The organism is Bartonella sp. TT121SHDZB (genome assembly GCF_042193415.1).
Lineage (GTDB): Bacteria > Pseudomonadota > Alphaproteobacteria > Rhizobiales > Rhizobiaceae > Bartonella.
On sequence record NZ_JBHILR010000012.1, the window covers coordinates 19,395 to 35,661 of the forward strand.

A 16,267-nucleotide genomic window follows, 5' to 3' on the forward strand; every position below is an offset into this window, starting at 1 on the left:
TTATAATGATAGCTTATTTTCCATTTTTCTCTGTTAAACGAGAATGCTGTAGACAGGTTTTTTCTTTCTCAATCCTTTACGATAAAATAAAAAATATCTTCTTATCTATCAAAAAATGGATCAGCTATGTGAACATAATGGTAAAAAAAGACGCAATATTGCTTCTACTGTTTTAATGCAAGAATAATTCAGATTGAAAGAGAAGATAGTGCTGTTGATTTGTTATTCGTTCATGAAACATAAAAATGGTAAGAGACTACATAGATCATTTATGGGTAATTCTAAGAGAGAAAATCATATTTGAACAGAGAGGTATTTAAGTTTTTTATTAGAAGATCTTTGTTATCCTGCTCGTAAGAGGCGTGTAGCATCATCGTGTCCGAAAAGATAAAGAAGCAAGCGTAAAGCTTGTCCTTGCTCAGAAGAAAGATAAGGATCGCGTTGTAAAAATAAACGTGCATCCTTTCTTGCCATTGACAAAAGGTCACTGTGAACTGCAAGGTTTGCTATATGAAATTCTGGGACTCCGGATTGTTTTGTACCTAAAAGTTCTCCTTCGCCTCGTAGGCGCCAATCTTCTTCAGCGATTTCAAAACCATCTTCTGTATTGCGTATAATATTAAGGCGTGTTGCTGCTGTTTTAGTCAGTGGATCTTTATAGAGCAAAATGCAGGAAGATTTTTTATTGCCTCGTCCTACACGTCCACGTAATTGGTGCAATTGAGAAAGACCAAAATGTTCCGCGTGTTCGATGATAATGATCGAAGCATCTGGAATATCTACTCCCACTTCAATGACGGTGGTTGCAACTAAAATACGTGTATTTCCACATTTAAAAGATGCCATAGCGGCTTCTTTTTCTGCTGTAGACATTTTTCCATGGATCATACCAACGTGTGCTCCAAAGCGCTCATGGAGAAATGCAAAGCGGTTTTCAATTGAAGTGAGATCAAGAGCTGTCGATTCCTCCACTAAAGGACAAATCCAATAGAGCTTTTCTCCTTTTTCTAATGCAATTGTGATTCTCTCTATAAGTTCATCAAGACGTTTCAAAGAAAGCGTTGCTGTTGTAATGGGTTGTCGTCCCATTGGTTTTTCGGTAATTTTAGAGACATCCATATCACCAAAAGCTGTTAAGACAAGTGTGCGCGGAATGGGCGTGGCGGTCATAACCAGCATATCAGCTTTATTGCCTTTTTCTGTAAGAGCGATACGTTGATGAACACCAAAACGGTGTTGTTCATCGATAATGGTTAAAGCGAGATTATTATAAGTAACGCTGTTTTGTATGAGAGCATGGGTTCCGATGACAATAGAAACTTGACCTGACAGAATATCATTTAAGATATTTGTCCGCAATTTTCCTTTTTCTCGTCCTGTTAAAAGCGTTGTTTGTAATCCGATTTTTTCGGCAAGAGGGGCAATAGTAGCAAAATGTTGCCTGGCAAGCACTTCGGTTGGTGCCATTAAAGCTGATTGTCCTGAATTTTCAGCAATTTGTGCCATTGCCATTAATGCAACGACAGTTTTTCCTGCGCCTACATCACCTTGGAGTAGTCTTAGCATCGGTTCTGGTGAAGCAAGATCATTTGCGATATCTTCTACTGCTTTTTTTTGTCCGGTTGTGAGTTGAAAGGGGAGGATATTGAGCAATTTGTTAGTATAAATTCCTGTTGCTGGTCGAGAAGTGCCAACAAGAGATTTAGTTTTCAAACGCACGAGTCCTAGCGCCAATTGACAAGCGAGCAATTCATCATAGGCAAGGCGCTTACGTGCTGTACTTTCTAAGGATAGATCATCGGGGTTAATGGGCGCATGGATACGGCGTAAAGCAACAGAAAAAGAAGGAAAATTTTGCTGCTTTTTTATATTTTCGTCTATCCATTCTGGTAGAAGAGGAATAAAATCAAGAGTGTTTTGTATGGCGCGTCTTAGTGTCTTTGCAGTTAGTCCTGCAGTAGAGGGATAGACAGGTTCGATGAGAGGTATCTGATTTGATTGTTCGCTTGGGGCAATATAGTCTGGATGCGCCATTGAAAGCTGTCCATTAAACCATTCAACTTTTCCTGATATAATGACTTTTTTTCCTTCGGGGAGTTGTTTTTTTAGCCAAAGAGGTTGAGCATGAAAAAAGACTAAATTTATTTTTCCTGTGTGATCATGGGCAATAACTCGATAGGGAATTCGGTTGTGATCACGGGGTGGTGGTTGATGCTGATCGATGATAATTTCGAGCGTAACAGTATCTCCTTCTTTTGCACAAATAATGTTGGGACGCATTCTGCGGTCTATAACGGAATGGGGCATTAATTGAAGAAGGTCAATAAGGGTTGCTTCGCGTTGTGTGGGATTAACATCTAAGAGTTTGGTCAATAAACCATAGACTTTAGGTGTAATACCAGAAAGAGTTCGGATAGAATTAAAAAGTGGGGTAAGAAGACTTGGAGGCATGAGCAAATTTAACCTGCTCTTTTTATTTTTTCTAGACCTTTAGAAGAGCTTTTTGGGGATAAAGTCATAAAGAGGAGGTTGCTTTATTTACACATTGAGTTTTAGGAAGAAAAATTGAATCTTTCAAAAGAAATATAATAAATAGAGTATAACAATTAAAGCGTTTATATGAGGTATATTTTTCTTCTTTTTATTTTAGGCGTTTATTTGCTGTGAATAGAGGCATTTTCTTGATAGAACTCTCTTATAAATATCAATAAAATTGAAATGTTTTTTCTGTGTAAGGTGATGAATTTATAGCTTTAAAATTATAATAAATTGAAGTTTTTTTCTTTTATGAGGGATGCTGTTTGATTTATGTTGTAGTGGAGAATTGTGAGAGTGGTAAAAAATAAAATGCAAATGCAAGAGAACAAAAATTCTCTTCCTCGCTTTATTCATTTGAGAGTGCATTCAGCTTATTCCTTGCTCGAAGGGGCTTTAAAAATCCCCCAAATTATTCAACAGACGATTTCAGATCATGCACCAGCGGTTGCTATTACCGATACCAATAATTTATTTGGTGCTTTGGAATTTTCACAGTATTGTCTTTCTCATGGGGTACAACCTATTATTGGTTGTCAGCTTACTGTTGATTTTTGTGATGAAAATGATCATTCACATTTGGTTAAATGGCGTAATCCTTCTGATTTCTGCTCTATTGTTCTGTTGGCTGCTAACGAAACCGGTTATGCTCATTTGGTTCGCCTTGTTAGCCGTGCTTATCTTGATAAATGTGATACTGATCCTCCTCATATTAAAGCGAATTGGTTGTCGGCACACAGTGAAGGCATAATTGCTTTAACGGGAGGAAAGGGAGGACCTATTAATCTTTCTTTGGCGGAAGAGAAAAAAGAACATGCTGTTGAGCGCTTAATTTATTTGAAAAAATCTTTTGCTGATCGTCTTTATGTGGAGTTACAACGGCATGGCTCTTATGACCGGAGAGTAGAAGCTGATCTTATTGAATTGGCTTATGCGCATGAAATTCCTCTTGTTGCAACAAATGAAGCCTTTTTTCTGAAAAGAGAAGGGTATGAAGCGCATGATGCGCTGATGGCTGTTTCAGAAGGACAAATCGTCTCTAATCCAGATCGCAAACGTGTGACACCAGATCATTATTTGAAGTCACAAGATGAAATGGTTGCACTGTTTTCTGATCTTCCAGAAGCTTTAGAAAATAGTGTTGAAATTGCTTTGCGTTGTCATATTGCCTCGCCTCTTCGAAAACCGATATTGCCTCGTTTTATAGAACAATCCACTAATTCAGAAACTACTTTAGAAGTAGAAGATAGTGAGTTATTAAATCAGGCTAAAGCTGGTTTGAAGATGCGGCTTGAAACAATAGGGTTGGCTGAAGGGTATACGATTGCAGATTATGAGCAGCGGCTTGATTATGAAGTTTCAGTTATTACGCGTATGCAATTTTCTGGATACTTTCTTATCGTTTCAGATTTCATAAAATGGGCAAAGGTTCATGATATTCCCGTTGGACCAGGACGGGGTTCTGGTGCTGGTTCACTTGTTGCTTATGCATTGACGATCACCGATGTTGATCCTTTGCGTTTTTCTCTTCTCTTTGAACGTTTTCTGAATCCAGATCGTGTTTCGATGCCAGATTTTGATATCGACTTTTGTCAAGAGCGGCGCGAAGAAGTTATTCAATATGTTCAAAAAAAATATGGACGTGATCAAGTTGCTCAAATTATTACCTTTGGTAAGTTACAGGCGCGTGCAGTTTTGCGTGATGTGGGGCGTGTTTTAGAAGTTCCTTATCGTCAGGTGGATTATCTTACAAAATTAATTCCTGCCACGCCAGGAAGTCAGGTAGAATTGGCTGATGCTATTAAGGATGAACCTAAATTTGAAGAGGAAAAGAAAAAAGATCCCGTTGTTGGACGCGCATTAGATATAGCACTTCAGTTGGAGGGACTTTATCGTCATGCTTCAACTCATGCTGCTGGGATTGTTATCGGAGATCGTCCACTTTGGGAGCTTGTCCCGATGTATCGTGATCCTCGTTCTGATATGCCTGTTACACAATTTAACATGAAATATGTGGAACAGGCGGGGCTGGTAAAATTTGATTTTCTTGGATTAAAAACACTTACTGTTTTGAAAATGGCAGTCGATTTTGTTGCCAGAAAGGGGATTAAAATAGATTTATCAAATATTCCTCTGAATGATGAAGCAACCTACGCTATGATGGCACGTGGTGAAACGGTTGGTGTGTTTCAGGTGGAAAGTTCTGGTATGCGCAAGGCGTTGATTGGAATGAAGCCAGACCGTATTGAAGATATTATTGCGCTGGTCGCACTTTATCGTCCAGGTCCAATGGAGAATATTCCAACCTATAATGCACGCAAACATGGGGAAGAGGAAATTGCTTCTATTCATCCTAAAATAGATCATCTGATCAAAGAAACACAAGGTGTGATTGTTTATCAAGAACAGGTGATGCAGATTGCTCAGGTTCTTGCTGGTTATTCGCTTGGAGAAGCTGATTTATTACGTCGTGCTATGGGGAAAAAAATTCATGCTGAAATGCAAAAACAGCGTACGCGTTTTGTCAATGGAGCTGTTGCAAGTGGCGTGGATAAAGATCAAGCTGATATTATCTTTGATCTTTTAGCAAAATTTGCCGATTATGGTTTTAATAAATCGCACGCTGCTGCTTATGCAATTGTTTCTTACCAAACGGCTTATATGAAAGCAAACTATCCCGTTGAGTTTTTAGCTGCTTCAATGACATATGATATGACGAATACAGATAAGCTCAATGATTTTCGGCGTGAAGCATTAAGGTTGGGTATTGAAGTTATTGCACCTTCTATACAAACATCTCATCGTGTTTTTGAGGTTGGTGATAACTGTATTTATTATTCTCTTGCTGCCATTAAAGGTGTGGGAGAAACTGTTGTAGATCATATTGTTTCTTGTCGTGGGAATAAGACTTTTAAGGATTTGGAAGATTTTTGTGCGCGTGTTGATCCTCGTATTGTTAATAAGCGTGCGATGGAAAGTTTAGTTTGTGCTGGTGCTTTTGATTGTTTTAACATTGCACGTGAGGTTTTATTAGCCAATCTTGGAACCCTTCATGCGCGTGCACTTCGTATTCTCGATGACAATTCTAGCGGGCAGGTTGATATATTTGGAATGGCAGGCGGATTAAAAGAGCCCTTGATTTTATCGCAAACGACTCCTTGGTTGATGGCGGAAAAGCTTTATCGAGAATTTCAAGCTATAGGTTTTTACTTTTCTGCGCATCCTTTGGAGGAGTATCAAGCTATTCTGAACAAAAAACGCATTCAGACTTGGGGTAATTTTGCCAATGCCGTTAAAGGGGGAGCAACGGCTGCACGGCTTGCTGGAACTGTTGTGGCAAAAAACGTGCGCAAAACAAAATCTGGTAAAAAAATGGGAATTATTCATTTTTCTGATACAAGTGGACAATATGAAGCAGTTCTCTTTTCTGAGGCACTCTCGGATTATGAAGAGATGCTAGAACCCGGAAAATCTTTTATTATTACGGTGAGCGCAGAAAATCGTTCTGAAGGAGTTAGTTTGCGAATTGAAACAATTCAGTCTTTGGAAAATGAATCATTACAACAGCATAAAATGATGCGTCTCTTTATAAAAACAGTTGATATGCTTCCACAAATTGAACAAAATTTAAATCTTGGGGGGAATGGAGAGGTTGGGCTTATTTTAATTCAAGAGGATGGATTGCGAGAAGTCGAAATTGCGCTTCCTAAGCGATATAAGGTAAATTCACATGTCGCAAATGCTATGAAATTAATTCAGGGTGTTGTTGATGTAGAATTGAGTTAAAGAAAGATTAAAGATGGGAGCTGATTTTGAGTGGTGTTTTTGCTTTTAGGAGAGCTAAAAATGGAGCTTTTAAAATCGGATTGTAGGTTTCGAAAAATATAGCTTTTATTTGAGTAAATTATGATATTTTTTTAGTGTCATAAAATTAAAAAAAATCTCGTTCTTTCGTAATATTCAAAGTGCCGGAAGGATTTTATAAGTTTTTATCATTATTTTTTTATAGAACTCATCGCATCATACATGTAAAGCCAATTGAGATCTGACATAATGCTCTCTGGTGTACGAATTTTCATCATGAGATTGCGTGCAATTGCTATGGGACCGGTTGCGTGATAGGCCAATCTATTGAAATCTCCGCGTTTTTTTACTGCTGCAATACGGGGTGTGCGTGTTGTTTCGTAAAGCGAAAGTGCTTTCGTTAATGAAAAATCTTTCAATGAAAGTGCTTTTGCTAATGTGGCGGCATCTTCGATTGCCATAGCGGCACCTTGTGCTGCAAAAGGTAAGGCAGCATGTGCGCAATCGCCAACAAATACTTGTCTCTCTAAACCGATAAAACGATTTTGTTTCATTTGAAAAAGTGGCCAATAGCTCCATTCATCAATATGATCGAAGATTTGTAAGATTTTTGAATTCCAATCTTTAAAAAGAGATTTGAGTTTTTCTTTATCTCCTTTATGGGCCCATCCTTCTTTTGAATTTTCTCCATGCGTAATGGCGACAAAATTAAAAATTTTTTCTGACGATTGAATGGGGTAGACAACAAGATGATTTTGGGGTCCCATCCAAGCCGTAATTGTCTTCATATTTTGCAATGAAGAACGAAAGTTTTGAGGAAGATTATCAAATGTTGTTGTTGCACGCCAAGCAATAAAGCCACTAAAATTTGCTCTCTCATGAAAAGGAGATTGTTGCCGTAATGTTGACCAAACGCCATCACATCCGATCAGGAGGGGCGTTGAATAAAGCTGTTCTGTTGCCGTATCTGTTTTTATTGTCGTGATTTTAATGTTGGTTGCCGATTGGGTAGAAGATACAATTGTTTCGCCTGCTTTGTATTTGATCAAAGGATTTTCAATCACTGCATTATATAAAATTTTTTGTAAAGCCGCGCGGTGAATCGTCATATAGGGGGCTTTCCAATATTTTTCTGTTAGATTAATAAGATGAGCCCGTAGATGTATTTTTAAAGATAATCCATCTTTTAACTCAAGAAAATCTGGGATTGTCGCGACTTCAGAGAGTTTGTTAAGAAGTTCCCAGCGAGCAAGAATAGATGTTGCATTTGGTGTCAATTGAATACCAGCGCCTATCGTTTCAAGTTGTTTACACTTTTCGATAATGGTGCTTGCAATTCCTTTATGAGAGAGTGCTAAAGCAGTGCTTAAACCAGCAATTCCTCCTCCAACGATGATGGGTGTTTGGTCCACAAATGATTTCATATTAAACAAGTAGAGTGTAAAAAGTGGCTATTTAAGAAAACCCTAGAACACATTATAATAGCTTGTCTGGATGATATAAACATCCTGTTGGGTTTGTTTGATTGTACGATAGCGAGGGAACATAACGATAAAGGGTTGAGCAATAAGGGCAAATTTTCTCATCAGCTGCTCCCATGTCGATAAAGATATGAGGATGATCGAATGGTTGTGTAGCGCCTACACACATAAATTCTTTCACACCAATTTCGATTGTTTTATATCCAAGATCATTTTGGAAATGGGGAATATTGTGATCAGCCATGGCGTACAAACTCCAGAATAAATTTTCTCATCAGCTATGATTGAGCTCTTCTATTTTATAGGCGTGAGTTTGTAATAAAGCGTATCATAATGCAAGCTGCTTTTTAAGACAAATTTCTCCTCTTTTATGCTATATTAAAATAGCTGTCTTACTTTTAGTGCTTTGCGCTTCGTTTCAAGTATTTTTAAATATTAAATGGAAATATAATAAAAAAGTTAGGCATTGACGCATTATTATGATGATAACATATTATAAAATATTATGTGAGATATTTTATCAAAGATTTTAGAAAGTATAAAAGAAAATTATTTAGGATATATGGCACAGAGGGTGGTAAATAAAATTTCTATATCGAATATAACAATGAAAAATCCGGTACGGTTTATTAATCGAGAGTTTTCATGGCTACAATTTAATAATCGTGTTTTGATGGAAGCGGCTAATTCGAAACATCCTTTATTAGAACGTCTACAATTTCTTTCTATTTCAGCTGCAAATCTTGATGAGTTCTTTATGGTTCGTGTTGCTGGACTGGCGGCTCAAATTCGTTCTTATGTTACAGTATGCAGTGCAGATGGGCACACTCCACAGGAACAGCTTGATATTGTATTAGCTGAGATTTCAAAGCTGCAGGCTCATCAACTACGAGAATTGAATGTTTTACGTGATGAATTAAAAAAGAATGATATTGAAATTATTTGTTCTGATGATCTTTCAGAAATTGAAAAATCATGGCTTGAAAAATATTTTCTTGAGACAATTTTTCCTGTTTTAAAACCTTTGCCTGTTGATTCTACTCATCCTTTTCCATTTATTCCTAATTTAGGGCTTTCTCTTGCGATTCAATTGTCTGGAGGAACTGATCAGAACTCACACACAGTGTTGTTACCTATTTCAATGCTTTTGAGACGTTTTGTTCTTCTGCCTCAGAAGGGCAATCATTTTCGTTTTATTGCCTCTGAAGATATTATTTCTTTTTTTATTAAACAGGTATTTCCTAACTATGAGGTTAATGGAATTGGTACATTTAGAGTAATCCGAGATAGTGATATTGAAGTAGAAGAAGAAGCTGAGGATCTTGTCCATTTTTTTGAAACTGCTCTCAAAAGGCGGCGCCGTGGGCAGGTTATTCGTGTTGAGTTTGACGCAAAAATGCCAGAGAGTTTACGCCAATTTATAGCGAAGAGTCTCGCTGTTCCTGATAATTGTATTAATGTCCTTGATGGATTTTTAGCGCTTAATACGGTATCAGAAATTGTTTCTATTCCCCGTGATGATCTCAAATTTATTCCTTATATTCCTCGTGTTCCGGAATGTATTCGTGAACATAATGGGGATTGTTTTGCGGCTATTCGTGAAAATGATATCGTGATTCATCACCCCTATGAGACATTTGATGTTGTTGTCCAATTTTTACGTCAAGCTGCTTGTGATCCTGATGTTGTGGAAATTAAACAAACTCTTTATCGTACATCAAATGATAGCCCAATTGTTGGCGCTTTGATTGAAGCCGCTGAACAGGGAAAATCTGTGACTGCTTTGGTAGAACTTAAAGCGCGTTTTGATGAGGAAGCAAATATTCGTTGGGCACGGGATCTTGAAGGTGCTGGGGTTCAAGTTATTTTTGGTTTTATTGCATTAAAAACGCATGCTAAGATGTCATTGGTTGTGAGACGTGAGGGAAAACGTCTTCGCTCTTATGTTCATCTTGGAACAGGAAATTACCATCCCGTTAACGCTAGAACTTATACTGATCTTTCTTTTTTTTCTACAGATGATGTTATCGCTCATGATGTTGCGTTATTGTTCAATTATATTGCGCAATATGAGCGTCCAAATGAAACCATGAAGATTGCTTTTTCACCCTTAACATTGCGTGGTCGTATCTTAGAGCATATTGAAAGAGAAATTGCTCATGCACACCAGGGAAGATCTGCTGCTATTTGGATGAAAGTTAATGCATTGGTTGATCCTGAAATTATCGATGCTTTATATCGTGCCAGTCAAGCAGGGGTGCAAATTGATTTGGTTGTGCGGGGAATATGTTGTTTACGTCCTGGTATTCCAGGAATTTCAGATAATATTCGTGTAAAATCAATTGTAGGGCGTTTTCTTGAACATAGTCGCATCTTTTGTTTTGGGAATGGTCAAGATTTACCCAATGAAAATGCACTTGTTTACTTAGGCTCTGCCGATATGATGCCTCGTAATCTAGATTACCGTATTGAAATATTGGTTCCAGTTTTTAATAAAATGGTGCGTCGGCAGATTCTTTTACAAATTATGTTGGCTAATATCATTGATAATCAACAAAGCTTTGATATACTTAAGGACGGAACATCAAGACGTGTCACACCACAGAGAGGTGAAAGTCTGTTTAATGCGCAGGAGTATTTTATGGCGAATACGAGTATTGCGGGGAAAAATGAGTCTTTTGAATCTTCTGTCTCGCGCTTGGTTGCGTTGCATCGGCAACAAGCCGAAACACATAAAGACTAAAATCCAATGACATATGGAGATGCTCAAGGTCGGCTAAAAGGGCGTAAACCTGTTGCTGTTATTGACATTGGTTCAAATTCTGTTCGGCTGGTTATTTATGAGGGGCTTGTTCGCTCACCAACGGTTTTGTTTAATGAAAAGGTTCTTTGTGGTCTCGGTCAGGGTGTGGCAAAAACGGGATTTTTAGAAGAAAAGTCGATGAAAATGGCGTTACAAACACTGAAACGGTTTCGTACGCTTTGTCGACAGATTGGGGCAGATGAGGTTTATACTTTAGCAACGGCAGCAGCACGAGATGCAACAAATGGTGTAGCGTTTATTCAGCATGCTGAGGATATTTTGCAAAATAAAATATATCTTCTTTCAGGAAGTGAAGAATCTATGTATTCAGCCTATGGAGTTGTTTCTACTTTTTATCAACCAAAGGGTATTTCTGGAGATCTTGGTGGCGGAAGTCTCGAGCTGATTGATATTGATCATTCTGATGTGGGTGAAGGGATAACGCTTCCATTAGGGGGATTACGGTTACAGTATATGTCAAATAATGATACTACTGTAGCCACAAAAATTGTACATGAGCAATTTTATAAATCTTCTGTTGCTCGTACGCGTAAAGGTATAGCACGTTATTTTTATGCTGTAGGGGGGACATGGCGTAATTTGGCAAAGCTCCATATGGCAATGAAACACTATCGACTCCCTGTTATGCATGGCTATGAAGTTGATGCCGTTGAAATGGAAAGTTTTTTACGTCTTGTAGCAAGTGGTAATATTGATAATATGAGAGGAATTGCAGCGGTTTCTCAGAATCGCCGGAAACTTTTATCTTATGGAGCAATAGTTCTTATTGAACTCATTCAGTGTATGGAGTTTGAAAAGATAATCTTTTCTGGTGCTGGCGTTCGTGAAGGTTTTCTTTATTCACGATTGCCGCAGGCGATTCGACTTTCAGATCCTCTCATTGCGGCGTGCACTGAAATGGCTACTTTACGGGCACGTTCACCAAAACAAGCAGAAGAACTCATTGATTTTACGACGAATGCCTTTGAAGTTTTTGGAATTTCAGAAACTGAAAATGAATACCGTTATCGTCAAGCCGCTTGCCTTCTTGCTGATATTGGGTGGCGTATACATCCAGATTATCGAGGCAATGAAGCGGCAAATCAGATAGCATTAGGATCTTATCCAGGAATTTCTCATGAAGGGCGCCTTTATGCGGCGCTTGCTGTTTTTTTTCGCAATACGAGTTTACTGGTTGATAAAGAATCTCTTCCCATTTTTCAGTTAGCAACTCAAAATATAATTGAAAAAGCACGTATTCTTGGTGAAACTATGCGTCTTGCTCATCTTTTTAGTGCTTCTGTTGCAGGGATTTTACCTCATTTATTGTGGCATAAAAAAACAAATCATATTATCCTGCAGATCCCAAAGAATTACGCTGGGTTATTAGGAGAACGTCCTCTTGGACGATTAAAGAAGTTATCAAAAATAATAAAACAACCTCTCGCTTTTGAAATTTTTTGATTTTTTATCCTCATTTATTCGCGTTTCATATCTTATAAAAAGTGCTATTATTAAGTATTTTAGTTGCTATGCGGCTCATTTTTGATTGTTAAATTGCAATTTCTATAAGTTTTTTATAGGTATGGTAATGTGAGATATTATATCTTCGCGCTTTCTTATTACGCTAGGCTGCTATTTTTTAATGGGACATGTTTTTATTATAAGAATTTTTTCTTTTTAAAACTTTTAAATGAGAAACTATCTATTTTTCTAGATTTTCCTTAAAATAAGATTGCTATTTGGTTGACTAGATAAAGATTTAACTGTCATTTTTAATAAGAATTTACTATTAAGTTTTTAAATTTGTCAGTAGTAGGCTCTATTTAACATATTTTCGTTGTCCTATATATTAATTGATGTAGCTAATGACTAGCATAATGGATTTTTTAAAATGAGAATGTTTTTAAATTTATTCAGAGTCTCTTCTACATTTTTCAAATAAAATTGGTTTAATTTAATAAGGTGCGATTGCAAAATTTTTCTCTTTTGATTAAAATTGTTTTGTGCTTATTTTCCCATCATTAAAGTAAAAACCTATTTGTCCCTTTAGTAGTTGTTCGGCTTTTTGACCAAATATTTCATAGCGCCAGCCATTCATAGCGGGGATATTTTTCTTTATTCCTCCATTGGCGATTTTTTCTAAATCATTGGATGTTGCAATAATTTTAGGAGCAATGCTGTTTTCGTTTGCAACAAGTTTTAATAACACTTTGAGCAGGTCGATAACAGCGGTTGTCGTATCATTGAGTGGATTATATTTAGGAATGGGGGGCAAAGTAGAAAGATCTACCTCTAAGCCTTCGTGGACAGCTTTGATTAATGATTGCGCAATTGAGAGTTTATCCCAATTCTTCTTATTAAGACCGCGCAACCGTTTTAATGCAGATTCATCTTTTGGTTGTTGGGTGGCTATTTCTATAAGGCATTCATCTTTCATGATATGACGACGTGGCATATTGTATCTTCGTGCTTCACGTTCACGCCAAGCTGCTATCTTTTGTAATACAGCGAGTTCACGTGGTTTTTTAATTTTTCCTTTTACTTTTTTCCATGCTTCATTTTCTGGCATATCATAGGTTTTAGGATTTAAAAGGATTGTTATTTCATCATCCATCCAGTGAGTTCGTTGATTTTTCTCTAACCTTTTTTTCAATAACAAGTAAACATCTCTTAAGTAAGTTACATCGGAAAGTGCATAGAGCAGTTGTTTTTCAGACAAAGGGCGGTAACTCCAGTCTGTAAAGCGGGAGGATTTATCAAGATGATGCCCTGTACAGCGTTGTACAATTTGATCATAGGAGATAGAATCACCAAATCCACAAATGGATCCTGCTATTTGCGTATCAAAGAGAGGGGAAGGAATAACACCTCCAAGGTGATAAATTGTTTCAATATCTTGGCGCGCAGCATGAAAAACTTTTACAACTTTTTTATCGACCATAAGGTCAAAAAATGGTTGTAAATTAATATCTGGTGCTATGGGATCAATCAAAACTGTAACATCTGGTGAGGCGAGCTGTATTAAACACAGTTGAGGCCAAAAAGTTGTTTCGCGGATAAACTCAGTATCGACTGTTACAAAATCAGAGGTACGTAGAGCGTTAAGTGCAATTTCAAGATCTGTTGTTTGTGTAATAAGATTCATCATTTTATTATAATTCGATAAATTAAATTTGTCCTTTGTTGACTTTATTTTTGAGTTTTTATTCTCATATCTTGACAAATGGTTATTAAAAAGCGTTTGTAGCGCATGTGAATATTATAATCAAAGGCAAAAAACATGCATCGTTATCGCAGTCATCATTGTGCGGCTCTTCGTAGATGTGATGTAGGAACACAAGTTCGTCTTTCGGGGTGGGTTCATCGTGTTCGTGATCATGGAGGGATTCTTTTTGTGGATTTACGTGATCATTTTGGAATCACACAAATTGTTGCTGATCCTGCTTCACCAGCTTTTAAAGTTATTGAAAAAGTGCGTTCTGAATGGGTTATTCGTGTGGATGGGGAGGTGTGTGCTCGTTCTGATGAGGTTATTAATGCAACGCTTCCAACAGGTGAGATTGAAATTTTTGCACAAGAGGTAGAAATTCTTTCAAAATCTGATGAGCTTCCTTTACCGGTTTTTGGTGAGCCTGATTATCCAGAAGATATTCGATTAAAATATCGTTTTCTTGATTTGCGTCGGGAGACTATGCACAAAAATATCATGCGTCGGACTGAAATTATTGCGGCTATGAGACGGGCTATGCAAAATAATGGTTTTACGGAATTTACGACGCCACTTTTGACAGCTTCATCGCCGGAAGGCGCACGTGATTTTTTGGTTCCGAGTCGTGTTCATCAGGGAAAATTTTATGCGTTACCGCAAGCGCCACAGCAATATAAACAATTGTTGATGATGTCAGGTTTTGATCGTTATTTTCAGATTGCTCCATGTTTTAGAGATGAAGATCCGAGGGCCGATCGTCTTCCTGGTGAATTTTATCAATTAGATGTTGAAATGAGTTTTGTTGAGCAAGAAGATGTTTTAGCAACTATGGAACCTATTATGCGTTCTATTTTTGAAGAATTTGCAGATGGAAAGACTGTGACACAAAGCTTTCCTCGCATTTCTTATGATGAAGCAATACAGAAATATGGTTCAGATAAGCCTGATCTGCGGAATCCGATCATTATGGAAGATGTTTCTCAGCATTTTTATAATTCTGGTTTCAAAGTCTTTGCTCAAATTTTAGCGAATGATGAGAATGCACAAGTGTGGGCTATTCCAGCTAAAACGGGTGGAAGTCGTGCTTTTTGTGATCGTATGAATGTATGGGCGCAAGGTGAGGGGCAACCAGGGCTCGGTTATATTTTTTGGCGTGAAGAAGAAGGAAAATTTGAAGGAGCAGGGCCTATCGCCAAAAATATTGGTGAACAGAGGACTGAAGCAATCCGTATACAGCTTGGGCTTGAAAGTGGAGATGCCTGTTTTTTTGTAGCTGGCGATCCCAAAAAGTTTTCATCTTTTGCCGGAGCAGCACGCATAAGGGTAGGGGAAGAATTAGATCTTCTCGATAGAGATAGTTTCTCTTTGGCGTGGATTGTTGATTTTCCATTTTTTGAATGGAATGAAGATGAAAAAAAGATTGATTTTGGACATAATCCTTTTTCCATGCCTCAAGGGGGAGAAAATGCCCTTGCCTGTCAAGATCCTCTTACTATTAAAGCTTTTCAATATGATCTTGTTTGCAATGGTTATGAAATTGCATCAGGTGGAATTCGTAATCACTTACCAGAAATGATGCTTAAAGTTTTTGAACTTGTAGGACTTTCTAAGGAAGTTGTGAAAGATCGTTTTGGTGGTCTTTATCGTGCATTCCATTATGGGGCTCCGCCACATGGTGGCATGGCTGCGGGAATTGACCGCATCATTATGCTGTTGCAAGGTGTTAAAAATTTGCGTGAAGTTGCTTTATTCCCTATGAATCAACAGGCGCTTGATCTTTTGATGAGTGCTCCGTCTGAGGTTTCTTCTACACAATTACGTGATTTAGGAATCCGCATGGCTCCTACACATAAAAATAGTTCATAAAGTTGGTAATGGATTGTTTTCATTTTTATACGTAGAGTGAAGTTTTTGTGCCTCTCAAGAGCATCGGTGTGTGTACTGTTTGTAAATTTAGATAGGTAAAAACGCTATTGTGTTGATTTTTTACGAGGCATTTTTATTCTTTGTTTCTATAGTGGCTCTTCCCCTTGTGATAGGTGAGGAAATAATTATGATTGCTTGATCATGAATAAATTAGAAATGAAAGAATTCTATAATATTCGGGAGTCTCATTTTAGTTGAAAAAAAATGAATTATATTTATATATCAATATATTATTTATTTTTTATTGAAGTTTTTACAACGTTGTAGCAGAGAATTGTGTTTCTTCGTTTTTATGAGAATAATGTGATTTTCCATTCTATGAGCTTACTCTGAAAAGTTTAAATTTCATAAGCCTTGAACATTTTTTTAGTTTTTCATAGAAAAACTGAATGGGATTGTTATACAATTTATCTTTATAATAAAAGATGATGTTTAAAAAGTGCTTTTATCATTCCAGAAAGGATGAAATCACTCTTTGTGGGCAGTTTTATCGTCGGATTTGACAAA

At 37.3% G+C, this 16,267-nt stretch carries 8 protein-coding genes; 4 read left to right on the forward strand and 4 right to left on the reverse strand.

The genetic code is table 11. The annotated features are described in order from the left end of the window. Positions 1-342: 342 nt before the first annotated feature. A complete protein-coding gene (recG, locus tag ACFIKI_RS07170) occupies positions 343-2,451 on the reverse strand; it encodes an ATP-dependent DNA helicase RecG (RefSeq protein ID WP_375666544.1) in 2,109 nt (702 codons plus the stop codon). Between the two features lie 402 nt (positions 2,452-2,853). Between recG and dnaE the strand changes: the two genes are divergently transcribed. Next, positions 2,854-6,321 carry a DNA polymerase III subunit alpha gene (dnaE, locus tag ACFIKI_RS07175; protein ID WP_375666573.1) on the forward strand — a complete coding sequence of 1,156 codons (3,468 nt, stop codon included), beginning with the start codon at positions 2,854-2,856 and terminating at the stop codon, positions 6,319-6,321. A 209-nt stretch (positions 6,322-6,530) separates the two neighbouring features. Here the strand turns inward: dnaE and ACFIKI_RS07180 are convergent, their stop codons facing one another. Together ACFIKI_RS07180 and ACFIKI_RS07185 are read right to left on the reverse strand one after the other, a co-directional pair. After that, positions 6,531-7,751, reverse strand: coding sequence for an FAD-binding protein (locus ACFIKI_RS07180; RefSeq protein WP_375645844.1), 1,221 nt, complete (start codon positions 7,749-7,751; stop codon positions 6,531-6,533). 64 nt (positions 7,752-7,815) lie between these two features. Further along, positions 7,816-8,064 carry a zinc-finger domain-containing protein gene (locus tag ACFIKI_RS07185; RefSeq protein ID WP_375622401.1) on the reverse strand — a complete coding sequence of 83 codons (249 nt, stop codon included), beginning with the start codon at positions 8,062-8,064 and terminating at the stop codon, positions 7,816-7,818. A gap of 318 nt (positions 8,065-8,382) precedes the next feature. Here ACFIKI_RS07185 and ACFIKI_RS07190 point away from each other — a divergent pair, with 318 nt between their 5' ends. Together ACFIKI_RS07190 and ppx are read left to right on the forward strand one after the other, a co-directional pair. Beyond that, the gene (locus ACFIKI_RS07190) at positions 8,383-10,563 is read left to right on the forward strand and encodes an RNA degradosome polyphosphate kinase (protein WP_375622402.1); all 2,181 of its coding nucleotides are present in this window, start codon (positions 8,383-8,385) and stop codon (positions 10,561-10,563) included. Positions 10,564-10,569: 6 nt separating this feature from the next. After that, the gene (gene ppx / locus ACFIKI_RS07195) at positions 10,570-12,087 is read left to right on the forward strand and encodes an exopolyphosphatase (protein ID WP_375666545.1); all 1,518 of its coding nucleotides are present in this window, start codon (positions 10,570-10,572) and stop codon (positions 12,085-12,087) included. 529 nt (positions 12,088-12,616) lie between these two features. Here ppx and rnd read toward each other — a convergent pair. Next, positions 12,617-13,774: a ribonuclease D gene (gene rnd, locus ACFIKI_RS07200; RefSeq protein ID WP_375645846.1), complete on the reverse strand. Its 1,158-nt coding sequence runs from the start codon at positions 13,772-13,774 to the stop codon at positions 12,617-12,619. A gap of 132 nt (positions 13,775-13,906) precedes the next feature. Here rnd and aspS point away from each other — a divergent pair, with 132 nt between their 5' ends. Then, positions 13,907-15,700, forward strand: coding sequence for an aspartate--tRNA ligase (aspS, locus tag ACFIKI_RS07205; RefSeq protein ID WP_375645847.1), 1,794 nt, complete (start codon positions 13,907-13,909; stop codon positions 15,698-15,700). The last annotated feature ends 567 nt before the right edge of the window (positions 15,701-16,267 follow it).